At 64.6% G+C, this 23,693-nt stretch carries 20 protein-coding genes; 9 read left to right on the top strand and 11 right to left on the bottom strand.

Going from position 1 to position 23,693, the window contains the following annotated elements:
- The first annotated feature begins 253 nt into the window (after positions 1-253).
- The 3 genes from OG874_RS10920 (at position 254) to OG874_RS10910 (ending at position 4,282) form a co-directional block, all read left to right on the top strand.
- Positions 254-1,438, top strand: a complete 1,185-nt coding sequence (locus tag OG874_RS10920; RefSeq protein ID WP_330255005.1) for an amidohydrolase family protein — start codon at positions 254-256, stop codon at positions 1,436-1,438.
- A gap of 64 nt (positions 1,439-1,502) precedes the next feature.
- Entirely contained in the window at positions 1,503-2,687 is a 1,185-nt protein-coding gene (locus OG874_RS10915) for a cytochrome P450 (protein WP_330255004.1), read from the top strand.
- Positions 2,687-4,282 carry a class I adenylate-forming enzyme family protein gene (locus tag OG874_RS10910; protein ID WP_330255003.1) on the top strand — a complete coding sequence of 532 codons (1,596 nt, stop codon included), beginning with the start codon at positions 2,687-2,689 and terminating at the stop codon, positions 4,280-4,282. The genes OG874_RS10915 and OG874_RS10910 overlap by 1 nt, the downstream gene beginning before the upstream one ends.
- Positions 4,283-4,569: 287 nt before the next feature.
- Here the strand turns inward: OG874_RS10910 and OG874_RS10905 are convergent, their stop codons facing one another.
- Genes OG874_RS10905 through OG874_RS10860 form a run of 10 tightly spaced genes read right to left on the bottom strand, consistent with a single transcriptional unit; the run spans position 4,570 to position 13,715 of the window.
- Positions 4,570-5,022 (bottom strand): MaoC family dehydratase, encoded by a 453-nt coding sequence (locus OG874_RS10905; protein ID WP_330255002.1) that lies wholly within the window; start codon positions 5,020-5,022, stop codon positions 4,570-4,572.
- Complete coding sequence (fabG, locus tag OG874_RS10900) at positions 5,022-5,774, bottom strand: 3-oxoacyl-ACP reductase FabG (RefSeq protein ID WP_330255001.1); 753 nt, start codon at positions 5,772-5,774, stop codon at positions 5,022-5,024. The genes OG874_RS10905 and fabG overlap by 1 nt, the downstream gene beginning before the upstream one ends.
- On the bottom strand, positions 5,767-6,609 hold the full coding sequence (locus OG874_RS10895) for an enoyl-CoA hydratase (RefSeq protein WP_330255000.1): 843 nt from the start codon (positions 6,607-6,609) through the stop codon (positions 5,767-5,769). The genes fabG and OG874_RS10895 overlap by 8 nt, the downstream gene beginning before the upstream one ends.
- Positions 6,606-7,388 (bottom strand): acyl-CoA thioesterase, encoded by a 783-nt coding sequence (locus OG874_RS10890; RefSeq protein WP_330257251.1) that lies wholly within the window; start codon positions 7,386-7,388, stop codon positions 6,606-6,608. Before OG874_RS10890 ends, OG874_RS10895 begins: the two co-directional genes overlap by 4 nt.
- 29 nt (positions 7,389-7,417) lie before the next feature.
- On the bottom strand, positions 7,418-9,052 hold the full coding sequence (locus OG874_RS10885) for an AMP-binding protein (RefSeq protein ID WP_330254999.1): 1,635 nt from the start codon (positions 9,050-9,052) through the stop codon (positions 7,418-7,420).
- Complete coding sequence (locus tag OG874_RS10880; RefSeq protein WP_330254998.1) at positions 9,049-9,798, bottom strand: 3-oxoacyl-ACP reductase family protein; 750 nt, start codon at positions 9,796-9,798, stop codon at positions 9,049-9,051. The genes OG874_RS10885 and OG874_RS10880 overlap by 4 nt, the downstream gene beginning before the upstream one ends.
- Positions 9,798-10,610, bottom strand: coding sequence for an enoyl-CoA hydratase/isomerase family protein (locus tag OG874_RS10875; RefSeq protein ID WP_330254997.1), 813 nt, complete (start codon positions 10,608-10,610; stop codon positions 9,798-9,800). Before OG874_RS10875 ends, OG874_RS10880 begins: the two co-directional genes overlap by 1 nt.
- Positions 10,607-11,563 carry an acyl-CoA dehydrogenase family protein gene (locus OG874_RS10870; protein ID WP_330254996.1) on the bottom strand — a complete coding sequence of 319 codons (957 nt, stop codon included), beginning with the start codon at positions 11,561-11,563 and terminating at the stop codon, positions 10,607-10,609. Before OG874_RS10870 ends, OG874_RS10875 begins: the two co-directional genes overlap by 4 nt.
- A gap of 23 nt (positions 11,564-11,586) precedes the next feature.
- Entirely contained in the window at positions 11,587-12,708 is a 1,122-nt protein-coding gene (locus OG874_RS10865; RefSeq protein ID WP_330254995.1) for an acyl-CoA dehydrogenase family protein, read from the bottom strand.
- Positions 12,709-12,722: 14 nt separating this feature from the next.
- Positions 12,723-13,715 (bottom strand): dihydrodipicolinate synthase family protein, encoded by a 993-nt coding sequence (locus OG874_RS10860; protein ID WP_330254994.1) that lies wholly within the window; start codon positions 13,713-13,715, stop codon positions 12,723-12,725.
- Between the two features lie 272 nt (positions 13,716-13,987).
- On the opposite strand from OG874_RS10860, the gene OG874_RS10855 reads away from it, so the two are divergent.
- The 5 genes from OG874_RS10855 (at position 13,988) to OG874_RS10835 (ending at position 20,870) form a co-directional block, all read left to right on the top strand.
- A complete protein-coding gene (locus OG874_RS10855; RefSeq protein ID WP_330254993.1) occupies positions 13,988-15,226 on the top strand; it encodes an ABC transporter substrate-binding protein in 1,239 nt (412 codons plus the stop codon).
- Positions 15,227-15,259: 33 nt separating this feature from the next.
- A complete protein-coding gene (locus OG874_RS10850; RefSeq protein ID WP_330254992.1) occupies positions 15,260-16,024 on the top strand; it encodes an SDR family oxidoreductase in 765 nt (254 codons plus the stop codon).
- A gap of 63 nt (positions 16,025-16,087) precedes the next feature.
- The gene (locus OG874_RS10845) at positions 16,088-17,299 is read left to right on the top strand and encodes a CaiB/BaiF CoA transferase family protein (protein ID WP_330257250.1); all 1,212 of its coding nucleotides are present in this window, start codon (positions 16,088-16,090) and stop codon (positions 17,297-17,299) included.
- Positions 17,300-17,388: 89 nt separating this feature from the next.
- A complete protein-coding gene (locus OG874_RS10840; RefSeq protein ID WP_330254991.1) occupies positions 17,389-20,163 on the top strand; it encodes a branched-chain amino acid ABC transporter permease/ATP-binding protein in 2,775 nt (924 codons plus the stop codon).
- On the top strand, positions 20,160-20,870 hold the full coding sequence (locus tag OG874_RS10835; RefSeq protein WP_330254990.1) for an ABC transporter ATP-binding protein: 711 nt from the start codon (positions 20,160-20,162) through the stop codon (positions 20,868-20,870). Before OG874_RS10840 ends, OG874_RS10835 begins: the two co-directional genes overlap by 4 nt.
- Before the next feature lie 181 nt (positions 20,871-21,051).
- Here the strand turns inward: OG874_RS10835 and OG874_RS10830 are convergent, their stop codons facing one another.
- The gene (locus OG874_RS10830) at positions 21,052-22,581 is read right to left on the bottom strand and encodes an aldehyde dehydrogenase family protein (protein WP_330254989.1); all 1,530 of its coding nucleotides are present in this window, start codon (positions 22,579-22,581) and stop codon (positions 21,052-21,054) included.
- A 174-nt stretch (positions 22,582-22,755) separates the two neighbouring features.
- Here OG874_RS10830 and OG874_RS10825 point away from each other — a divergent pair, with 174 nt between their 5' ends.
- Positions 22,756-23,586, top strand: a complete 831-nt coding sequence (locus OG874_RS10825) for an SDR family oxidoreductase (protein ID WP_330254988.1) — start codon at positions 22,756-22,758, stop codon at positions 23,584-23,586.
- Positions 23,587-23,693: the final 107 nt, after the last annotated feature.

Below are 23,693 nucleotides of genomic sequence, written 5' to 3'. Positions count from 1 at the left end.
CGCTCGGTCACGATCACCTCTCGGGTCACGTAATTTGCGACGAAATCCTCAGCGGCGGGCAGTCGGCAGGCGCACGCAACACGAGAATTCTATTACCAACTGAGAATACATACCTAACGCCACCATGAAATCTGATTCTCTTTCTGAGTGATTAGTGTTACAGTCATTCGACTACAGTCAACTCGTCTCACGAGAGGCCGCCGCAGCCGTGCATGCGCTGCGTGAATGCAGACATCTATAAGGGAGGATTCCGATGGCGCATGAACTGGGATTTTCCGTCTTCGACGGGGACAACCACCTGTACGAGACCCGCGAGGCGCTGACGGCGTACCTGCCTCGCGCCTACCAAGGTGCGATCCAGTATGTCGAAGTCGACGGCCGCACGAAGATCGCGACCATGGGCCAGATCAGCAATTACATCCCCAATCCCACATTCGACAGGGTCGCCGCACCCGGCGCACAGGAGGACTACTTCCGCAAAGGCAATCCGGAGGGCAAGAGCCACCGCGAGATCCTGGGCAAATCGATCCCGTCCACTCCGGCCTTCCGCGAACCGGGTGCCCGTCTGGAACTGCTGGACCAGCAAGGCATCGACAAGTCGATGATGTACCCGACGCTGGCCAGCCTGGTGGAGGAGCGCTTCCGTGAGCACCCCGAGGCGACCCACACGATCATCCATGCCCTCAACGAGTGGCTGTACAAGACTTGGAGTTTCGACTACAAGGGCCGCATCTTCACCACGCCGGTCATCACCCTGCCGATCGTCGAGAAGGCCATCGAAGAATTGAACTGGGTGGTCGAGCGGGGGGCTCGCGCGGTCCTGATCCGGCCTGCCGCGGTTCCCGGGCTGCGCGGTTCGCGTTCCTTCGCCCTGCCCGAATTCGATCCGTTCTGGAAGCGGGTGTGCGAGACCAACACTCTGGTCGTCATGCACGCCTCGGACAGCGGCTACTCCAGGTTCGCCAACGAGTGGGAGGGCTCCGGCGAGTTTCTGCCCTTCCAGCCCACACCTTTCCGTTCGTACTGGAACGTGTCCCGGAATCCGGCCGAAGACGCGGTGGCCGCCTTCGCCTGCCACGGCGCGCTGACTCGCTTTCCCGACCTGCGCGTCGCCATGGTAGAAAACGGAACCAGTTGGGTACCACGGCTTTTCGAGGCCCTGTCCGAGACGCACAAGAAAATGCCGCAGCTCTATGGGGAGAACCCGGTAGATGCGATCCAGCGCTGCATCTATCTGAATCCTTTCTGGGAAGAGAATCTGGCGGAGCTGAGCGAGCTCATGCCGGTCGACCACCTCTTCTTCGGCTCGGACTACCCGCATCCCGAAGGCCTCGCCGAACCCCTCAGTTACGCAGGCGAACACCACGGACTGCCCAAGCCGGACACGCAGATCTCAATGGTGATGGGCGACAACCTCGATCGCCTCATGCGGGCGTAAGCCCCGAGTTGTCGACAGATCAGAACGCGTTACCCACCGCGCAGCTACGCGAAGAGAGAAACCCATGGAGTTCAACCCGTACTCGGACGTCTTCTTCGACAACCCGTACGAAACCTACCGGTGGATGCGTGACGAAGCGCCGGTCTATCACAGCGAAAGATGGAATTTCTACGCGCTGTCCCGGCACCAGGATGTCCTTGCCGCCCACCGGGATTGGGCCACCTTCAGCAGCGCCTACGGCGTGACGCTGGACGCGCTGTCACTGCGCGAGCGCTACAGCTCCAACATGCTGATCATCATGGACCCGCCCGAACACGACCGATTGCGCAAGCTGGTGCGTCAGGTATTCACGAAGTCGGCGATCGCCAACCTGGAACCGCTCGTGGTCGAGGTGATCTGTTCCTTCGCCGAGGCGCTATCGGGCAAGGAGGATTTCGACCTCGTCGCCGATTTCGCGGCGCTGTTCCCGGTGGAGATCATCTCCTCGATGCTCGGCGTTCCCGCCGGGGAACGGCAGCAGATCAGGCTGTGGACCGACGAAGCCCTGCACCGGGATCAGAACCAACCCTTCATCACCGAGGCCGGTCTGCACGCCTCAATGGCCATGCGCGACTACTTCCTGGAATTGGCAAAGGAAAAGCGGCGCAACCCCGATGACATGATCATCAGCAGGCTCGTCACGGCGACATACGAGGATGAGGATACGGTCACCCATCGATTGAATGACGACGATATCGCCACCTTCTCCGTCCTGCTCGCTGCGGCGGGAAGCGAGACCGTCACCAAACTGGTGGGCAACGGGGCCATCGCCTTCCACGAGAACCCGGATCAGTGGGATCAAGTACTCGCGGACCCGTCACTGATCCCCGCAGCGATCGAGGAGATGCTGCGACTCTATCCGCCGTCGCAGTATCAAGGTCGATTCACCACCCGCGACGTCGAACTCGACGGCGGCACGATTCCGGCGGGATCACCGACTCTGCTCGTCACCGGGGCCGCGACCCGCGACCCGCTGGTCTACGACCGGCCCGACGAGTTCGATATCGCGCGGCGCGGCGCCACCACACTCGCCTTCGGCTACGGCGCGCACAGCTGTCTGGGCTCGTGGCTCGCCCGGCTCGAGACCCGCGTCGCCTTCCAGCAGATCAGGCAGCGCTGGCCCCATGTCGACGTCGATACCGACGGTTTGCGACGCGTGACGATGTCCAACGTGGCCGGCTACTCCCACATCCCCGTCCACGTTCGATGATGGGCCTGGACGAGATCCCGGCCACTGTGCCCGACCTACTCGCCTTGCGGCGCGCCGAGCCGCAGGGCGAGTTCCTGGTCACCGACCACGGGCGAATGAGCTTCGCGGAAGCCGACGCCCGGTCGCTCGAGCTGGCCGGATCGCTGCTCGCGGCCGGAGTGGGCAAGGGCACGCGGGTCGGCATTCTGTTCCCGAATTCCGCCGAGTGGCTGGTCACCTGGCTCGCGGCCGCTCGCATCGGCGCACTGACCGTTCCGCTGACCACCTTCGCACCCGGCGCCGAACTCGCGCGGCTGTTGCGCTACACCGACGTCCAGGTGGTTTTGGCCGGACAATCGATCGCCGGCCACAGCCTGGTCGACCGGTTGGCGGATGCGCTGCCCGGCCTGGCCGACGGCGACCCTGCGATCGCATTGCCCGAGGTGCCGTATCTGCGCCGCATCCATCTGTGGCCGGCGAGCGAGCGCAAGTGGTCCTCGCCATGGCCCAAAGCAACGGAAGCAACTGCGGCACTGACGGTTTCGGCGCAAGGCGAGGTTCGCCCCGGCGATGATCTCGTTCTCGTCAGCACCTCGGGAACCACCGCACTGCCGAAATCGGTGGTGCACACACACGGCAGCCTGGTCCGCCACGCCTACATACTCGCGGTGCACCGCGGCGTCAGCACGACGGACCGCATCTACTCCCCCATGCCGTTCTTCTGGGTGGGCGGATTGACCATGGTGGTCCTGCAGGCTCTGGCCACCGGGGCCACCATCCTCGCCCAGGATGTCTTCGAAGCGGGCAAGACCCTCGAGCTACTGGAACGTGAACGCGCAACGTTCATTTCCTGTTGGCAACAGGCGAGCCGGGCCATGGCCGACCATCCCGACTTCGCCACCCGCGACCTGTCCAGTGTCCGGGGCGGCACCCTGCTCGAGGCCCTGCCGCCAGCGCGCCGACCGGCCGAGCCGGACCTCATGCCCAACCTGCTGGGCATGACCGAGACCGGTGGGCCACACACCGTGCCCGAGACGCCGGATACCCCCTTGCCACCGGAACGTCGCGGGTCCTTCGGCATCGCTCTCCCCGGTGTGCAACACCGGATCATCGATACATCGTCGGGCGTAGAGGCGCCCCTTGGCACTGAGGGTGAGATCCACGTACGTGGCGTAGTCCTGATGGATCGCCTCTACAAGCACGAACGACACGAGGTCTTCACCCCGGACGGCTGGTATGCCACCGGGGATCGCGGATGGTTCGACGACGCGGGCCACCTGCACTTCACCGGCCGGGCGAACAGCCTCATCAAGACAGCCGGCTCGAATGTCTCTCCCGCGGAAGTCGAATCCGTCCTGGACTCGATGGACGACGTCGTAAACAGCTTCGTGGTCGATCTACCGCACCCCGTTCGCGGTCAGATCGTGGCAGCTGTCGTTGTCCCCCGGCACGGCGTGGACCTATCGCCCGAAGCCGTGGTCGCCCACGCGCGACGGAACCTTTCCTCGTTCAAGGTCCCCACTGTGGTGCGCATACTCGCAGAGGACGAACTCCCTATGCTCCCGACGGGCAAGGTCGACCGCCGCGGGCTGGTCCAGGTGTTGACAGCCGATTAATCGCGACGGCCAGTAGGCCTTTCGACGCTGTCGAGGCGATGTCGCGAAGCGCCGCGCTCAGCGCGACCGCAGCGGTGCACCGCTGCGGTCGCGGCACAGCTGCCGGAGTACAGCCGCCAAGTCGGCTACTACCACAACGAGATCGACCACCTCCTGGCGGAACTGGTCGACACGCGACCTCCTTCTCGCCGCCGGATTCGCGGGTCGACGTCTCGGTCGACGTTGTCGGCAAGGGCGTGGCCGTCGAGATCACCTCCTGTCCGTCGTCAGTCTGCGAAGCTGGTTTGCTAGTCCAGGTAGCGAACGATCGACTCGGCGACGCACGCCGGGCGCGAACCGCCCTGGATCTCCACGGAGATGGTGCGAAGCGCCTGGACACCGCCATCGACGTCGCGCACCGAGGTCAGCGCGACCTCCGCACGCACCTGCGCTCCCGCAGGCACCGGCGCGATGAACCGCACTTTGTCCAGGCCGTAGTTGATCGTTATGCGTGCCCCCGCCACCCTGACAACACCCTCGATCAGCGGCACGATCAGCGCCAGGGTCAGGAAACCGTGCGCGATGGTTCCCCCGTAGGGGCTCGCTCGGGCTCGCTCGCGGTCGACGTGAATCCACTGGAAGTCCCCGGTAACGGCGGCGAAGGCGTCGATGCGGGACTGATCGACGGTGAGCCAATCGCTGAGGCCCAGGGTTCGCCCGACATATCCGGTCAGCTCAGCTGGGGATCCGAAAACGATCATCAGCGCGCCCCGCCGTTGACGTACAGGGTCTGCCCACTGACATAGGACGAGTCGTCAGAAGCCAGAAATGCGATAGCGGCCGCGATCTCCTCCGGCTGCCCCACCCGCCCAAGCGGAGTCTGCTCGGCGGCAGCTCGCTGGTGATCCTCGGGAGTGGACCCCACACGCGCCGCCGTTGCCGCGGTCATATCGGTCGCGATATAGCCGGGCGCGACTGCGTTGACATTGATGTTGTACGGACCGAGCTCGATAGCGAGCGTCGCGGTGAGGCCTTGGACGCCTGCCTTGGCCGCGGCGTAGTTGGCTTGTCCGCGATTTCCCAGGGCCGACCGGCTGCTGAGCGAGACGATCTTGCCGTAACGCTGCGCAACCATGTACTTCTGGGCTGTCTGTGCGCAGTGATAAGCGCCGGTCAAGTTGACTGCCATCACAGCATTCCAGTCATCGACCGATAATCGGAAGAACAGGTCGTCTCGGGTGATCCCCGCATTGTTGACGAGGATATGAAGCCCACCGAAATCCGTTGCGACACGGTGGAAGACGGTCTCGACAGCGATCTTGTCGGTGATATCGCAGGCGTAGCCGAGAGCGCGGCCGCCCGCCGCCGCGATCTCGTCGACGACGTCCTTCGCAATAGCTACATCGACGATCGCCACCATCGCGCCCTCGGCGGCCAGGCGCCGCGCGGTGGCCGCGCCGATCCCCCTGGCCGCGCCGGTGACAATGGCGACCCGCCCGGTGAACCTAACCATCGGAACGGCCAGCGGCTTTCATCCGCTCCAGGTCCGCCATGACGACGGTTTGCCCGTCGGTGGCGGCAAGGGCTCGGGTGTGTCCGAGGTGGTGCATGTCGAAGCAGGCCGCGATCGCCGTCGAGAAACCCATGGTGTCCAGGGTCTGGTTCACCCCGCGCTTCGCCAGCCGCAGCGCCCACGGATCGGTCTTCGCGACGCGGTGGGCGAGCTGCAAGGTGAATTCACGCAATTCCGCCAGCGGCACAACGTGATTGACCATTCCGCTGCGCAGCGCCTCCGCCGCAGTCACCGAGCCCGCGGTGAACAACATTTCTTTGGCTTTCCTCGGCCCGAGCTCCCAGGTGTGCGCGTGGTACTCCACGCCCATGATCCCGAGCAGACCGACCGGATCGGAGAACAATGCGTTGTCGGCGGCGACGATCAAATCGCAGGGCCAGCACAGCATCAACCCGGCTGCGATGCACTTGCCTTGGACGGCGGCAATGGTCGGCTTCGGAATGTCTCGCCAACGACGCGCGTAGTCGAGGTATCCCCGGGTCTCCCAGTCGTAATAGTCCTCGGCGACCAACTTTCCATCGGTCCGTTGGGGGCTGAGGTTACGTCCGTCGCCCGACGGATCACGACCGGACATGTCGTGCCCAGCGGAAAAGTGCTTTCCGGTCGTTGTCAAGACGATGGCCCGCACATCCGGGTCCTGATCCGCGCGCCGGAATGCTTCGTCGAGATCGGCGAGGATTCCGGGCGTCTGTGCGTTGGCGGCGTTGGGTCGGTCCAAGGTAATGACCGCGACCCGGTCGTCGATCTCGTATCGGACGAAATGTTCGGTTGTCATTGGGCCCTCCTGATGACGTTTTCTTGAGCGAATGACGCCACCAGTGACCCCGATCGGGTGTAGACAGCGCCGGTACCGAAGCCGCGGCCGGCCACCAATCGCTGACCGCGGATCTCGACCCGTAGCCATTCGGAGACGTCGAATGGCTGGTGAAACCAGATCGAATGGGCGATCACATCGGTCTGCAGTTGGACATGCGCGTCCTTTTGGCTGAAGCCGGGAATCGCTTTGAGCAGGGTGCCGATCAGCGGCCAGTCCGAGATATAGGCGATGACCGGCCGCGCCAGTGACTGGTCGGTGAAATCCGGGCAGCGCATCCAGAAGGCGAGCTCGGCCGGGACCGCACGGTCGTCATCGAGTCCTATCTGGCTGATGAGACGGGACTCGCCGGGGACAACGAGGAAGTCGACCGGTCGCGCGGTCTGCGGATCATCATCTGCAGCGACCGTCGTGAATTGGTATTCCGGTCCGTCGTCGGGGCGGTCGACCAATATCGATGCCGTCGCGGTGATACGGCGATTACCATCGTCGTTCTGCCAGACGACGGCGCGGCGGTGCCCCAGCGAACGGCCCTCATGGGTCGTTTCCAAATCCAGAATCAGCGCATCATGTGAGCGTGCGGAGCGCGGAAAGGCAACTTGGATAGATTTCACCGACTTGGTCGAATCGGGCGGCGCGGCGGCCGCGACCAATTGTGCGAGGATCTGACCGCCGAACACTCGATCGGCACTGCGGTTCGCTACGGGCAACACCTTTCGGCCGTGCACGTCCTCGGCCATCTCCAGCATGGCGCTGAATTCTTTGACTTTCATCGTGGCCTCTCTTTGGTTTCCAGCAGCTCGAACTTCTTGACTTTGCCCGAGGGGGTCATCGGCAAGCCCGCGACGAAATGCCACCCGACCGGCGTCTTCTGTCGCGCCAACCCGGCCGCGCGCAGGTGCGCGGTAAGGTCATCCGCCGAGGCGTGGCTCGCCTCGTCGAGGACGACGAATGCGACAGGCACTTCGCCGAACCGCTTGTCTGTTCCCGCGATAACTGCCGCCTGGCGCACAGCGGGGTGCGCCACGAGGAGGTCTTCGATATCGCGGGCGGAGAACTTCTCACCGCCGCGGTTGATGACATCCTTCAGGCGCCCGGTGATGGTCACGAAGCCGGCATCGTCGACGATGCCGAGGTCGCCGGTTCGAAACCACCCCGCATCGTCGAGGGCGAGCCGATTCGCCCCCGGATCGAGGTATCCGAGCATCCGCTCGGGGCCGCGCACCACGAGCTCACCCTCATCGCCCGGTGCGAGCGGGGCGGCATTGTCATCGACGACACGGACTTCCACGCCGGGTGCGATAGCTCCGTCGGTCGCCGCTCGGGCCTCGAAGGGATCGGTCCGGTTCATCACGGTCACGGTGGGCAACTCGGTCATGCCGTAGACACGTGCGGCTGGGATGCCCCGCTCCTCGCTGCGCTCCAGCACCGATCGCGGCACCGACGCCCCACCACAGGCGAACATCCGTAAGGGCAGGTGCGCACCGGCGCCAAGAGCGGCCTCGGTCAATTCCTGCAGGAAAATGGTCGCGCCCGCGGTGTAGGTCACGCGGTGGCGCTGCATCTCCCGGACAGCTTGATCGGGATCCCACCGGTCGGCGAGTACTGCGCAAGCCCCGACCAGCAGTGGGATCGTCATGGCGTTGAGCACGCCGGTGATGTGCTGTAGTGGCGCTGCCATATACGCCACGTCCTGCCAGCACAATCCCCACGCGTCGGCCAGTTGCCGCGTTTCGGCCAATAGCGTTTGTGAGGAATGGACGGCGGCTTTGGCCTTCGATGTGGTCCCCGAGGTGAACAGCAGCAGGCAGGGGTCGGCAGCACTGCCATGGGTCGCCGCCAGCCTGCGGCCGCCGGCAATGACCTCGTCGAAGGTTGTCCATCTCGGCCGGTATCCGCGCAGGACGATACGGGGTATCCGGTCCAGGCCGGCCTCGGACAGCAAATCGTCGAACGCCGTCGCATGCTCGAAGCCGCGGAAGGACTGCGCGGCGATGACCGCGGCGGGACGAACCTGCTCGATGACGGCACGCAGCTCGTGCTCCCGATAGAACGGGGCAATCGGGCTGCTCACGGCTCCGATATGCCATATCGCCAGGCCGAGGACATGGGCCTCCCACCAGTTCGGCGTCTGCCAGCAGACGATGTCCCCTGGCCCAACTCCAGCTCCGGAAAGCCACGCGCCTGCCCGCTCGACGAGCCCGAGCAGCTCCCGGTAGGTCAGCTGGCGTCCCGCCTCGCAGATGGCCGGCCGGGAGGGCCACAGGCGGGCTGCCCGCGTCACCGACATGCCCATCGTCATGTCGGTGACGTAGCCGAGTCGCCGGTATTCCTGACGCAGATCGGCTGGTACGCCGGGCGCAACGATATCGGCCGCCGTCAAGCCGGATCCCTTCGTTGTCATCCGCCCATGCTCATTCCGCCGTCAACGGTGAGCACGGCCCCGGTGATGTAGGACGCGAGGTCGTCGAGCAGGAACACGACGGCGTGTGCGAGTTCCTCGGGTCGGCCCCAACGGCCGAGCGGGATCATCGAGGTGATGAGCTCGCGGTTGGTGTAGGTGAGTTCCTGCGCCAGCTGGGTGTCGAAGCTGCCGGGAATCACACAGTTCACGGTGATGCCCTTTCGTGCCACGGCACGGGCAGTCGATCGGGTCAAGCCGATGAGCCCCGCCTTCGCCGCGCCGTAGGGAATCTGGACCGGACTTCCCATCAGGCCGGTCACCGAGCCGATGTTGACGATGCGGCCGAACCGCTGCTCGGTCATATGTGTCAGGGCCACCTGGGTGAGAAAAAAGGCAGAGGAGAGGTTCACCGAGAGGTGCCGGTGCCAGTCATCGGCGGTGATATCGCCATAGTGCTGCTCGATCACCATCCCGGCGTTGTTGACGAGATAGTCGAGGCTGCCGTGCTGCTCGAGTACATTGTCGACGAGCGTGCCGCACGAAGCCGGGTCGCCCAGGTCACCGCGATGCAGGGTGACGGTTCCGCCGTTCTGCTGGCATACCTCCCTGACCTGCTCCGCAGCATCGACATCACGCGCATAGGCCGCGGCCACTCTGATGCCCGATGCGGCTAGTCGCTCCGTGACGGCGCGGCCTATTCCTCTCGTGCCGCCGGTTACGAGGGCAACACGCTTACTGGCGGCCACTACGACTTCTTCTCGGTCGGCGCGGCCACTCTGATGATCAGCTCTTCGAGCAGTGCGTGGTGTTCCTTCGAGTCGAAGCACTCGAACTCCGCCTGTGCGCAGTCGTCCAGAATCGTGGCCGCCCGCTCGATATGAGAGTTCAGCAGTCGGCGCGACTGCCGCACCGCTCCCGGCGGAAGTTCCGCGAGCCGGCGGGCCAGATGAAGAGACTCTCCCACCACCTCCGATGCGGGAACCACCCGATTCGCAAGACCGAGACGGTGGGCTTCGCGCCCGGTGACCTTCGTGCCGAGCAACAGGTGCTCCTTGGCTGCCGAAAGGCTGGTCAACAGCGGCCACAGCACATATCCGCCGGCTCCGTCGAGTAGGCCGAGCGGCACCCGCGGGTCCCTGAGGAATGCCTCTTCGGCCATCACGATCATGTCGCACAGCAGCGCGATCGTGACTCCCGCGCCGACCGCGGCGCCATTGACAGCGGCGATAGCCGGAATCGGCAAATTCGTCATCGCCCAGAACAGCTCTTTGTGTGCGTTGAGGACGGCCGCACGGACCGCGGGGTCATCGCGCATCGTCCGAATGGTTTCGACGTCGCCGCCTGCACTGAACGCGGTCCCCGTGCCGGTCAGCACGATGGCGTGGACATCGCGCATGTCCCGTAGCGAGCGGATCGCCGCGAGCAAGGCATATGTCATCTCGCCGTCCATCGCGTTCGCCTTCTCGGGCCGAGACAGCGTCACCACGGCGACAGATCCGTCGATTTCGACGCATACCGCCGAGAGCGGCTGTGCCGCAACTCCTTCCGCGTCGGTCACAGCTGAACCAACCGCGGAATCGACCCGCACAACACCAGCTGGGTACCGATCACGCTCGGCAATTCAGCGGCCGAGCCGAGCAACGAATCCAGTACCAGCGCACGCACGAGAAATCGGTGGAATGGATGTTCTGCGGTGAAGCCGACACCGGCGAGCACCTGCTGACATTGCGTTGCCGCGATGCGCGCCGCGCGCCCGGCCAAGGATTTGGCCAGCATGCCCGCGAGGTACTGGTCGTCGGCATTCCATGCCTGCAGTAGGGCTGATGCGGCGCCTTCACGGGCAACGTAGGCCTCGGCCAGTCGGTTCCGCACCGCCTGGAAGGAACCGATCGGCCGACCGAACTGCACGCGACTGCGGGAATGATCGACGGCGAGATCGATCATTCGGCTCACCGCACCGACGATCTGATAACCGAGTGCGAGCCGGCCCGCGGTCACCACCGCTTTCCAGGTCAGTGTCGCCGGTTCTGCTTCCAAGACGACCGTCGCGGGTAATCCGGTGACGGTGACCTCGGTCATTGCGAGTGCGGGATCCAGACCCGCGATCAGCCGGCTCGAAAGCAGCGACGGATCGGTAATGCGCACCCAGGCGATGCCGTCGATGGCGCCCACCGGTACGAGCATTGCCGTAGCGGTACAGGGGGAACCAATCACCAGACCACGCACATTCAGCGCGTTGCGCTCCAACGAGCCCGCGACCCGTGCCCCGGAGGTGGGAATCACGACGCTGTGGTCGGCGACATCTTTTCCCAATATCTGAGAAAGCGGTGCCAGCAACACATCCTGCAGGGCCGCGGGCACGGCACCGACATAGCCGATGGCATCGAACAATGAGGACACCGCCTCGCGCGGCTCCTCGGCGAGCAGATCGCCGAATCCGAACTCGCGCAGCGCTTTCGACAATTCCGCGCCGTCGTACTCTTGCGCCAACCGGTACAAGGTCGATGCCACGAGACTACGTTCGCTAGCTTCCATCACGCGCTCCTCGGCAGTCCGAGCAGGCGTGAGGCAACGATGTCCTTCTGAATTTCACTCGTACCTCCATAGATGCTCGCCGCCCGCGAGTAGGCCCACTCGCGCCGCCAGGTCCGCGCCGCGGGCGTGTCGGCAATTTCGAGGTCGCCACGCAGCAGTTCGCGAGCCGTATCGAAGACAGCCTGCTCGGCGGCCGCGATCATGATCTTGTCGACGGAGGCTTCAGGTCCGGGCAGATCGCCCTGCGCGATCCGTTCCTGGGTGGCCTTCGAGGTGGCCCGAAACGCCCACAACAGCTGAAACGCCTCACCGAGTGCGCGGTGCGACTGCATCGCGGTCGGCACCTCGAGCAGTAAGCCGAGGTGGTGACCGAGCCACGCGCCGCGCTGCCAGAAGATCGTCCCGCGCTCGCACGAGAGGATGTGCTGCGCAACTCGCCAACCGGCGCCGACACCACCCAATAGCCGGTGTGCTGGAACCTTGACGTCCACAAAGGACATCGAGCAGAACTCGTCGACGTTCGCCATCGTCCGCAGCGGGCTCGCGGTAACCCCGGGGGTGTCCATATCCACCAGGAAGGCGCTGATTCCGCGCGATCCCCCGCCGCCGGTGCGGGCTAGGACAACACAACGGTTCGCGTGATGAGCAAAGCTCGTCCAGAGCTTTTCACCGTTGATCACCCAGTTGCCGCCGATCAGCTGGGCGGTCGTGCGCAGCGAACCGAGATCACTGCCCGCCTCCGGCTCGGAAAAGCCCTGGCACCAGAATTCGTCACCCCGCAGCAAGCGCGGAAACATCTCCTCTACCATCTCGGGCAGGCCGAACTCGGCCACCGCGGGGCCGAGTACCTCGTGCATCGACCACGACGCGGTATGCACCAATGCTCTGCTCGTGAGTTCCTCGCCGAGGACGGCACGTAGGGTCGGCGAGCCGCCGTACCCGCCGAGCCGCTGCGGCCAGCCCCACCGCATCCAGCCGACATCGAACAAACGCCGCTGGACATGGCGCTGGTGATCCAGTTGGGCATCGACACTGTCGGTGTTCTCCGCGGCCGGGACCAGGTCCGCACCGCATTCTTCGATCCAGGCCCGCACACCAGCACGGAAGTCATCGACCTGCATGGCACAACTCCGTTTCAGGACTCGATGAACCCGGATTTGGTGTAGGCCCGCCGGATCGGGGCCTGGAGGTCAGCGGGAAAGGCGGTCTGCGGCGGTCGCGAGTGCGGATAGTCGCCGATGGGAAGCCCCAACAGCGACGCACCGAATTTGAACCCCGCACCCCAATGGGTGAAGGTGCGCGGCCGCGCGGGATGGGCCTGATAGCGGCGACTCGCCGCGCGCATGGCCGCGAGTCCGGTCTCTTCGGCGAACTTCTCGGCACGTTCGAAATCGCGCTGCACGAGCAACTCTCGCCACTCGGTGTAAAGCTTCATGCCCGGCTTTTCGTAGAGATACAGTGCCGCACCGAGCGCGCCCGGGTGGGGCACGCCGAGCCTGATCCCGGCTTCGTCATTGGCCTCCCACAGCACCATGCCGGGCTCGAGCCGGTGGATCGCCAGGCTGTGGTGGGCGTCCGCCAGTCCGTTCTTCAGCCCACACAATGCCGGGATCTCGCGGTACAGCTCCACGCACTCGCTCGGAGTCATCGCCAGGCCGGTGGTCTGGGAGTTGAAGTAGCCCAATGGCATATCGGTCCGGTCCGCGACATAACGCAAGAACTCGAGCACCCCCGGCTTACCCGCGCATTCGAAATAGGGCGTGAGGATGTAGCAGATATCGGCACCGAGGCGCTGGGCGTGCAAGGTGAGCTCGACGGTCTGCTTGGCGGTGTCGCTGCTCGACATCACCTGGATCAGCGCGTCTGGTTTGACTCTGCGCGCCTCCTCGATGGTGACTCGCATGACCTCTTTCAGTTCTTCGGTGGTCAGCGACCAGAACTCGGCAATGCCGCCGGTGAGCCAGAGACCGTCCTGATCCAGATGAACCAGGCAATGCCGGACGAGCGCGCGCAGTGCGTCGTAGTCGATGTCATCGCCGTCGAGACCCGAGAACGGCGTGTACAGCGAGCTGCAATTGCCACGCAGAGACTCGTGTGCCCACTCTTTCGCCTCCTTCGCTTTGACCATTGCGGGACTCCCTCCGAACCGAGTGCCCACTGACGTTCTCGCAGCAGGCCGTGACTATCGCGTAGTCGTCATGGTAGAACCATGTTTGCAGAAATCGCAAGGTTCACTTCCGTATGAAGGGGGCCGTATAGTAACTATTTCTGCGAAATCCTTTCGCTATAGGTTCGCAGCGTTCTACGCTCAGGAAACTCGGGTTACGCACAGAACAGATAGCGAGGTCCCGACAGACCTACGACAACTCCGATCCTCGATCCGCCCCCAGAAGGAACCTCATGCGCACTCGTTATCGGTCGGCAGCCGTAGCTGCTGCCGCGTTGCTGGCCCTGTCGGGCTGTACCTCGAACGACGGCGGGACCGGCTCGACCGCCGCGACGATCGACAGCGCCCTGTTGACGCCTTCCGGTGGCAAACAGACTGCGGCCGGCGCGCCGATCAGCATCGGGCTCATCAACGACGAGGGTGGCTCGGCGTCGAGCTTCCCGGAGATCCGCATAGGCGTCGAAGCAGCCCTGAAGTACGCCAATGACTACCTCGGCGGCGTCGACGGCCGCCCGGTCGTTCTCGACAGCTGCGACAGCAAGGCGAACTCGGCATCCTCGGCTGCCTGCGCGAACCAGATGATCGCCGATCACGTCGTCGCGGTGCTCCACGGCCCCGAAAGTGACGGCGCGACAACCACACAGACCTTGATGAACGCCGGCATACCGGTGATCTCCTCGGCGCCGGCCAGTACCCCGGAGATGATGGGCAACCTCTCGTTCTCCCTCAGTGGCGGCGCCACCGCCTTCATCGCGGCACTCGGTGAATGGATGGCTGAACAGAACTACAAGTCATCGGTCTTGTTCGCCGTCGACGCACCCGGGGGCACCACTCTGTATCAATCTGCCGTTACCTATCTCCAAAAGCGCGGCATCACAACGACTTTGATCCCCGTCGCACCCGGCACGGCCGACATCACACCGCAGATGGCTTCCGCCCTTGGCCACAACCCGGACTTCCTCTGGATCGTCGGTGACGCCGGACTCTGTCTGTCTTTCATGCAGGCTTACCGCGCATCGGGCAGCACCGCGCAGATCGGGCTTGTCGGTCAGTGCACAGATCCGCAGGTCACCAAGGTGGTATCCCTGGACGGCGCGATTTCCCCGCAATACGCGACTCCGCTCGCCGACCACCCCGAAGCGCGGCTGTATCGCGCGGTGCTCAACGCCTACGCCCCTGGCACCGACCACAGCGGCTTGGCCTTCGTCGGCTACACCATGGCACTCGGAACCGTCCGCGCCCTGCACGGTCTCAGCGGCGATATCACTGCCGAAACCGTTGCGGGCGCTATCCGAGCAGCCAGAGACGTCGTCCTTCCGGTCGCCGACGGCGTGACCTTCACCTGCGACGGCAAGCAGGTCCCACCCTTTCCTGCCCCTTGCTCCGACACCGTCTTCGTCACCCGCATGGATGCCAAGGGCAATACCACCGTTCTCGAAAAGATCCGCGCAGCAAGCCTTTTCGGTGGCTGACATGCACAGCGGCCAACAAGAAAGTAGAGACTCGTGACGACAAATATCCTGGACGGCAAGGTCGTCGTGGTCTCCGGTGCCTCGACCGGCGTCGGAAGAGCGACCGCGATACGCATGGCCCAGGACGGCGCGACCGTCGTCCTGCTGGCGCGCCGGAAGGTGCTGCTGGACGAGGTCGCCGAGGTCATCGGCGACCGTGCCGTGCCCATTGTGACCGACGTGACCTCCAGCAACCAGGTCCGCGCGGCATTCGAGCAGATCGCCGCACAGTTCGGCCGGGTCGACGTCCTGGTCAACTCCGCTGGTGTCACCCGCGTTCGAATGATCGAGGAAGCCAGCGACGAGGACATCGCGGTCTCGGTGAACACGAACCTGCTCGCCCCGATCTACACAACGCGATCTGCCATCCCGTTGCTCAAGGCCGCAGGCGGCGGCGACATCATCAATATCTCCTCGGAGATCACCCTGGACCACATGCCGCTGATGACGCTGTATGCGACCACGAAACGCGGCCTCAACGGATTCACCGAGGCGATGGCCAAGGAACTGCGGCGCGACAGCATCCGCGTGACGCTGGTCATTCTGGGTGCCGTCGGCGACACCGCATTCGGCGAGAACTTCGGCCCCGGCGACCTCGAGCGGGCGTGGCCGATATGGGAAGCCGACGGCTACCTCACCCGAATGAGCGGAACCAAGCTCCTCCTGTCGGCCACCGTGGCGGATGTGCTGCACAACGTCGTCACGCGGCCACCGGAATTGATGCTCGATGTCATTCACGTCCGTCCGGCCAGCAGCTGATACCGCGCCATTTCACCTTTCGTCTATGACTCAAAACAGAGGAGTACCACTGTGATCCGACCGATGGACGGTGTTCGCGTCCTGGAGGTGGCCCAATTCACGTTCGTCCCAGCCGCCGGTGCGGTGCTCGCGGATTGGGGCGCCGACGTCATCAAGGTCGAGCACGCGGAAACCGGGGATGCCCAGCGCGGTCTGAGCCGCTTGATGGGAATGCCAGTCGGCAGCGGCGCCTTCGCGCCGCTCATGGAGCACCCCAATCGCGGCAAGCGCAGCATCGGCCTCGCCCTGGAGCAGCCCGAAGCGCTCGAGGTACTGCACGAACTGATCCGCGGTAGCGACGTATTCCTGACCAACTTCCTGCCCGCCGCACGACGGCGGCTCGGTATCGATCTCGCCGACGTCCGCAAGATCAATCCGGACATCATCTACGTGCGCGGTTCGGGCTTCGGCAGCGCGGGCCCGGACAGCGAGAAGGGCGGCTACGACAGCACGGCCTTCTGGGCCCGCGGCGGCAGCGCATTGGGGACGACCCCGGTCGGTTACGACGGTTTGTGCGTGATGCCCGCCGGGGCGTACGGCGACTCACTGGGCGGAATGACCATCGCCGGCGGTATCGCCGGTGCGCTGTTCGCCCGGGAGCGGACCGGCGAGACCTCGGTCGTCGACGTCTCACTGCTCGGGGTCGGCGCCTGGGCGAACGCGTTATCGGTCGGGTTCGCGATGCTGACCGGAGCTCCGCCACCACGGCAAACGGACAGCAACCGGGCGCGCACGAATCCCCTGGTCGGTAATTATCGGACCGCCGACGGCCGTTGGCTGGTCCTCGCGATGCTGCAACCGGGGCGGTACTGGCCCGAGTTCTGTCGACACGTCGAACGCGAGGACCTCATCAAGGACGAACGCTTCGCGACCGCCGAGGCGCTGATGAAGAATGCGGCGGCGGCGGCGGACATCGTGCAGGACATGCTGGCCAGCCGAACGTTGACCGAATGGGTCACCCGGTTCGCCGGGATGGAGGGTCAGTGGGCCATTGCTCAGGACCCGTGGGAGGTCAGTCAAGACCCGGCCCTTCGGGCGAATGGATTGATCGCCGAAGTCATCGATACCGATGGCACCCGCCGGGAACTGGTGGCCAGTCCGGTGCAATTCGACGAGACAGGGACGCAGATCACGCGCGCGCCCCAGTTCGCCGAACACACCGACGAAATACTGCGCGGACTCGGCAAAACAGACCAAGAGCTGATCGAGCTCAAACTCACCGGCGCGATCACCTGAACCGCTGATCACCACAGGTGGCGGCTTCGCACGGAAGCCGCCACCACCACACCGGAATCTGCTGCCGATCACACGATAAGGCTGGGAATATGCCGCCGCTAGCGCCACATCTACTGCTCGGAGTGGGCAACGGGGCCGTCTTCGCCGCTCTCGCACTCGCGCTGGTGTTGACCTACCGCAGCTCCGGTGTCCTGAACTTCGCGACAGGAGCGGTGGCCCTGTACGCCGCCTATACCTACGCCTTCCTACGCCAAGGGCAGTTCTTCATACCGATCCCCGGACTGCCCAAGACCATCGACATCGGTGGCGAACTCGATACCGCGCCAGCGATCGCAGTCGCGCTGGCAGTCGCGGTCGTGCTCGGTGTGACCAGTTACCTCGCGATATTCCGCCCGCTCCGACATGCGCCGCCGGCAGCGCGAGCGGTCGCTTCGGTCGGATTGATGGTGATGATCCAAGGCGCGATCGCTCAGCGGCTCGGCACCCAACTCGTCGGCGTTGCGGCCATCTTCCCGAATACGCCCTTACATATCGGCGAATCCGTCGTCCAGCGCGACCGCCTCTACCTCGCCGCCACCGTCCTGGTGATCGCCCTGACCCTCGCGGCAGTCATGCGATTCACCAGATTCGGTCTCGCCACGCGCGCAGCCGCCGAGACAGAGAAAGGAGCTGTGATCACGGGCCTGTCGCCGGACCGCATCGCAATAGCCAACTGGGCGATCAGCTCCCTGATCGCCGGGCTTGCCGGAATCCTCATCGCCCCGATGGTGCCGCTTCGTCCGGTGGCGTACACGCTGTTCATCGTGCCGGCTCTGGCTGCGGCACTGCTCGGCCAATTCAAGGCAATCGCACCGGCGGTCGTCGGGGGGCTGGCCATCGGCATGGCACAGTCGGAGATCACCTTCCTGCAGGTCGATCATCCCGGGCTGCCCCAGACCGGGCTATCGGAAATGATCCCGCTCGCACTGATCTTCTTCCTCCTGGTCGTACGCGGGAAGGCGATGCCGACTCGGGGCGCGCTCATCACCCACACGCTGGGCCGCGCACCACGTCCACGAACAGTCGCCGTGCCGGCGCTGGCATTCGGCGCCATTGCCATCGCGGTAATCCCGTTACTCCAAGGCCAATATCGAGCCGCGATGATATCCAGCGTCATCATGGCTGTTATCGCCTTGTCGATGGTCGTGGTCACCGGATACACCGGACAGATCTCACTGGCCCAATTGACGCTCGCGGGTGCCGGAGGCTACCTACTCAGCGGCCTCACCACTTCCTGGGGTGTGCCGTTCCCGCTGGCGCCGCTGCTCGCCGCGCTCGGCACACTGGGCCTCGGACTGGTTGTCGGCCTGGCCACATTGCGGGCTCGCGGGATGAGTGTCGCCGTGATCTCCCTGGCCCTCGCCGTGGCCCTCGAAGCATTCTGGTTCCGCAACTCTGCACTCAACGGGGGTCTCGGTGGCGCTCGAATCGCCACACCCTCGCTCTTCGGATTCGACGTCAGCGTCGGAATCGGCACCCAGCGAACAACATTCGGCGTCATGTGCGTCCTCGTCCTGATCGGGATCGCGGTCGGCGTAGCAAGTCTGCGCCGCAGCAGATTAGGTGCGGCAATGCTCGCGGTACGTGCCAACGAACGATCGGCGGCCGCCGCGGGCATCAACGTCCGAGCAGTCAAACTCGCAGCCTTCGGCATCGGCGCCTTCATCGCGGGCATCGGCGGCAGCCTCCTCGCCTACCAGCAGACAGTCGTATCAGCGCCCACGTTCACCGCTATCGGCGGCATCGGACTGTTCACCGCCGTCTACCTGGCCGGCGTGACCTCGGTGTCCGGCGGAATCCTCGCCGGAATCATGGCAGTCGGCGGCATTGTCTATGTCCTGCTGAACAAGGCCGTCGACTTCGGCTCCTGGTACGAAGTCGTCACCGGCCTCGCGCTGATAGTCACGGTCATCACCAATCCGGAAGGACTGGCCCGCGGTATTCACAAGCTCGGCGACCGCTGGTCCGGCGTCCGCAGCGCAGCCCGCCCCGTCCCCATAGAGCGGGGTTCCCGACCGAGCCCGGCGGTCCGCCCCAGCCATCGCAGCGGCGAGCCGATTCAAGACGCGCTCCTACGGGTCCGGAACGTGACAATCACCTATGGCGGTGTCGTAGCCGTCGACCACATCGATCTCGATATCGACCGCGGCTCCATCGTCGGACTCATCGGTCCCAATGGCGCAGGCAAAACCACTCTGATCGACGCCATCAGCGGATTCACTCCCATGCTCGGCGAGGTGACACTCGCGGGCCACGCGCTGACCGGGCTCAAACCGCACCAGCGCGTCCGGCACGGACTCGGACGTACGTTCCAAGCCATCGAGTTGTACGACGACCTCACAGTGGAGGAAAACATCGCGGTCGGCGATCGGTCTCGCCGACAGACCAGCCGCGAACCAACCGACTTGTTCGCCTCGCTGGGGCTCAGCGCGCTGCGCCATCGCCCCGCTGCTGAGCTCTCCCAAGGTCAGCGGCAGCTGGTATCGATCGCCCGCTGCCTGGCCGGAAACCCCGCTCTGATACTCCTCGACGAACCGGCCGCCGGTCTGGACAACACCGAAAGTGCTTGGCTGGCAGCACAACTCACGGCAATTCGCGACACCGGGGTCACAATCCTACTCATCGACCATGACATGGATCTGATCCTCAACATCTGCGACCGAGTCCACGTCCTCAACTTCGGCTCATTGATCGCATCGGGAACACCCGACGAAATTCGCCAGGACGATCGAGTCGCCAACGCGTACCTCGGATCGACCCCCTCCTCGGTCACACCCGCGGCAGCCCTATCCGCTACCGCCACCACAGCTCGGCAGGCACGATGACAACTCTGCTCGATTGCCGCGGCCTGTCCGCCGGATACCACGGGCGTCCCGTCGTACGCGACTTCGACCTCGACATATCCGGCGGCGAAATCGTCGCTCTGCTCGGCCCCAATGGAGCTGGGAAATCTACGATCTTGCTTTCACTCGCAGGTCTGCTGCCCAGGCTCGGTGGAAGTGTTGCCCTACTCGGCCGGCCGCTGCACGCGGGCAAGCCGCATCTGGTCAGCAAGCTCGGCTTGGCGCTGGTGCCCGATGACAGGTCCCTGTTCACCACGCTGACCACGAGGGAGAACCTCCAACTCGCCAGGCGACGAGGGGGGATGGATCTGCCGGAGGTACTGACACACTTTCCCGCCCTCGACAAACGCCTCGACGTCAAGGCAGGCATGCTCTCCGGTGGCGAACAGCAGATGCTCGCAGTCGCACGCGCTCTGATCCAGCGGCCGAGGGTGCTGCTGCTGGACGAAATGAGCATGGGCCTTGCACCGACCATTGTGGAGTCACTTCTGCTCGGCCTGCGCCGCATCGCCGACGATTCGGGTGTGGCCATCGTTCTGGTAGAGCAGCACGTCACACTCGCGCTGCAGATAGCCGACCGCGCACTCGTCCTCACCCATGGCCGGGTGACGCTGCGCGGCGACGCCGCCGAGGTCGCCGCAAACCCCGAACGTCTGCACGACAGCTATCTCGGTGCCGCACAAGGGTAGTCACATCCTTTGGTATCCCGAATCACTGGTCTGGCGCCTCCCATCGACACACCCATCACATCGCAGTGATCGATCTCGAGACGAGCCAGTAGCCCTCGCGGGATACGCCACTCCCCGCCACGGCGTTTCGTGACGGGGAGTTGAAAAGGACTGTCAGGGTTGCGGTTTCATTCCGGACGACTCAACTCCAGGCGATCGTCTTGAGCTCGGTGAATTCTTCGATGCCGTGGTGGCCCCACTCTCGGCCCACGCCGCTCTGTTTGAATCCTCCGAACACCCCGGTGATACCGACGCCCTTCGCCTGGTCCGCCGACCACCCGGGGCCCGAACCACCCAGCCTTTCGAAATTGCCGACCGCCGCGCCTACCGTCTGCACGGCGACATTGCCCGCCCGGATCTGCCGGGCGACGTTGAAACCCCGAGCGGTGTTGCCGGCCACCACGCCCCCACCCAAACCGAAAATCGAATCGTTGGCGATCCTGATCGCCTCCTCCTCGGTCCGGTAGGTCAGCACAGTCAGCACCGGCCCGAAGATCTCCTCCTGGGCGATACGCATGTCGTTGCGCGCGTTGACGAACAACGTCGGTTCGTAGAAGAATCCCTTCGCCAGGTGCTCCGGCCGTTTCCCGCCGAACACCAGTTCGGCGCCTTCATCGATGCCGGACTGGACGTAGCCCTCGACCCGCTGGCGCTGCTGCTCACGGATGAGCGGCCCGATAAGTGTGTCGGGCTCACGGGGATCACCCACTTTCAGCCAGGACAGCGACTTCTTCGCGCCCTCGACGTAGGCGTCGAGCAGATGTTCGGGCAACAGAATTCTGGTATGCAGCGCACATCCCTGCCCGGCATGGATCATGGACGTGAGGATCCCCATCCCGGCAACGTGCTCTTCGGACACATCGTCCAGGACGATCGAGGCACTCTTACCACCGAGCTCGAGCTGAAGCCGCTTCACTGTGGGGGCCGCCGCCGCCATGATCGAGCGGCCGGTCGGTGTCGACCCCGTGAAGGTGACCATGTCGACCATGGGGTGGGTCGTCAGCTCCTGGCCCACGTCGGCACCGCCGGCGATGACATTGAGTACGCCGGGCGGAAGTTCGGCATCCGCAGCGGCTTTCGCGATCTCGAATGCATCCAACGGTGTCCACTGGTGCGGCTTGAGCACCACGGTGCAACCCGCGGCGAGCGCGGGCAACACCTTCACGATGTTGAGAAAGAACGGAAAGTTGAACGGCGTGATGGCCGCTACGACGCCGACGGGTTCCCGGACAACGGCGTGCCCCGCCATGCCGGTCGGGCCGCCCTCGGGCGGTGAGACTTCGGTCCACTGCACCGAGTGGTCCATCGCTTCGGCGACCCATTTCGCGATGTCGATCGTCCCGCGGACCTGGATGAGGTCGGCCAGAAAACCAACCGATCCGGACTCGGCGACGATCAGTTCCCTCAGCGCATCGTGGCGCTCATCGAGGATGGCCGCGAGCCGACGTAAGACGACCGCCCGCTCCCTAGGCGACTTGCGCGGCCAAGGTCCGTCATCGAAAGCACGGCGGGCCGCCTGGATCGCGGCGTCCGCCGCCTTGAGCCCGGCCTCGGGAACCGAGCCGATTACTTCCTCGGTCGCCGGGTCGATGACCTCGATGGCGCCCACCGCGTCGTCGGCCGTCCAGCCGCCGTCGATGAACATTTTGTCGTAGTTCCACGGGCCACTCACCACGCTGCTACCTCCGTCTAACGGTCGCCGCCGCCCGCATCACATCAGGAGCGGCCATTGCACCCTCAACGCTAACACCCTATGCAGAATATGAGAATAGTATTCCATTCTGTCGAGCGTCGTATATCGTCACATAGAAATCTAGTTCTATGCTCGCTACCTCGGAAGGGCACCATGGAAGACGTACTGGGTTACAAGGGACGCAATGTCCTTGTCACCGGAGCCGCATCGGGGATGGGCGCCGCCACGGCCGCCCTTCTCGTCGAGCTCGGCGCGCAAGTTACCGCCATCGACATCAACCCGACCGAAGTGCGGGTCCATCGGGCAATCCAGCTCGACATGCGTGATCGCGCGGCCATCGAGAAGGTCGCGGCATCCATCGAGGCACCGATCGACGGCTACTTCGGTTGCGCGGGCCTGCCCGGGCCGCCCTTCTCACCCCTCGACGTCATGCTCGTCAACTTCATCGGATCGCGCCATCTCATCGAACTACTCGTCCCCAAGATGCACTCGGGCAGCGCGGTCGCCGTCGTCGCTTCGAACGCGGCCATGGGTTGGCAGCTCCAGCTCGCCCAGCTGATGGAGCTGGTGACGGTCGACGGATTCGATGCAGGCAAAGAATGGTGCCGGGCCAACAGCACACTGCTGGAACCGGATGCCTACTCGTTTTCGAAGAAGGTGCTCAACGCGTGGGTCGGCTCCCGTGCCGCCACATTCATCGCCGACGGGATCCGGCTCAATTGCATCAACCCTGGTCCCACCGAGACCGCGATGATGCCCCACTTCCAGAACCACGCGGGCGCCGAGATCATCGACGCCTTCGTCGGCCCCATCCGGCGATTCTCGACCCCCGAGGAGCAGGCCTGGCCACTGATTTTCCTCAATAGTCCACGGGCAAGCTACGTGAACGGAGAAACCTTCACCACCGATGGCGGTTTCTTCGGCGCCGTGCAGACCGGACAGCTCGACCTCGCAAAGTTATTCGGCGGGGCGGGCCAGAAGTAGCCCGCGGACGCGAGGTGGCGGTCCCCACCCGTCGCCAAACGGGACAGCCACCTCGCGCAACACACTCACCCGGCGGAGCGGGTTCGTCCACGCTCCGACAATCCCGA

This window comes from Nocardia sp. NBC_00565 (assembly GCF_036345915.1).
In the GTDB taxonomy this organism is placed as follows: Bacteria; Actinomycetota; Actinomycetes; order Mycobacteriales; family Mycobacteriaceae; genus Nocardia.
This window is presented reverse-complemented; position numbering and strand designations above follow the sequence as displayed.

What these genes read in the sequence shown, in the direction of transcription:
- OG874_RS10910 (WP_330255003.1), top strand. Translation starts at nt 2,687, where the DNA reads ATGGGCCTGGACGAGATCCCGGCCACTGTGCCCGACCTACTCGCCTTG.
- OG874_RS10885 (WP_330254999.1), bottom strand. Translation starts at nt 9,052, where the DNA reads ATGACAACGAAGGGATCCGGCTTGACGGCGGCCGATATCGTTGCGCCC.
- OG874_RS10890 (WP_330257251.1), bottom strand. Translation starts at nt 7,388, where the DNA reads ATGGCCGAGGACGTGCACGGCCGAAAGGTGTTGCCCGTAGCGAACCGC.
- OG874_RS10855 (WP_330254993.1), top strand. Translation starts at nt 13,988, where the DNA reads ATGCGCACTCGTTATCGGTCGGCAGCCGTAGCTGCTGCCGCGTTGCTG.
- OG874_RS10835 (WP_330254990.1), top strand. Translation starts at nt 20,160, where the DNA reads ATGACAACTCTGCTCGATTGCCGCGGCCTGTCCGCCGGATACCACGGG.
- OG874_RS10895 (WP_330255000.1), bottom strand. Translation starts at nt 6,609, where the DNA reads ATGACAACCGAACATTTCGTCCGATACGAGATCGACGACCGGGTCGCG.
- OG874_RS10860 (WP_330254994.1), bottom strand. Translation starts at nt 13,715, where the DNA reads ATGGTCAAAGCGAAGGAGGCGAAAGAGTGGGCACACGAGTCTCTGCGT.
- OG874_RS10825 (WP_330254988.1), top strand. Translation starts at nt 22,756, where the DNA reads ATGGAAGACGTACTGGGTTACAAGGGACGCAATGTCCTTGTCACCGGA.
- fabG (WP_330255001.1), bottom strand. Translation starts at nt 5,774, where the DNA reads ATGGTTAGGTTCACCGGGCGGGTCGCCATTGTCACCGGCGCGGCCAGG.
- OG874_RS10865 (WP_330254995.1), bottom strand. Translation starts at nt 12,708, where the DNA reads ATGCAGGTCGATGACTTCCGTGCTGGTGTGCGGGCCTGGATCGAAGAA.
- OG874_RS10845 (WP_330257250.1), top strand. Translation starts at nt 16,088, where the DNA reads ATGGACGGTGTTCGCGTCCTGGAGGTGGCCCAATTCACGTTCGTCCCA.
- OG874_RS10840 (WP_330254991.1), top strand. Translation starts at nt 17,389, where the DNA reads ATGCCGCCGCTAGCGCCACATCTACTGCTCGGAGTGGGCAACGGGGCC.
- OG874_RS10905 (WP_330255002.1), bottom strand. Translation starts at nt 5,022, where the DNA reads ATGATCGTTTTCGGATCCCCAGCTGAGCTGACCGGATATGTCGGGCGA.
- OG874_RS10915 (WP_330255004.1), top strand. Translation starts at nt 1,503, where the DNA reads ATGGAGTTCAACCCGTACTCGGACGTCTTCTTCGACAACCCGTACGAA.
- OG874_RS10920 (WP_330255005.1), top strand. Translation starts at nt 254, where the DNA reads ATGGCGCATGAACTGGGATTTTCCGTCTTCGACGGGGACAACCACCTG.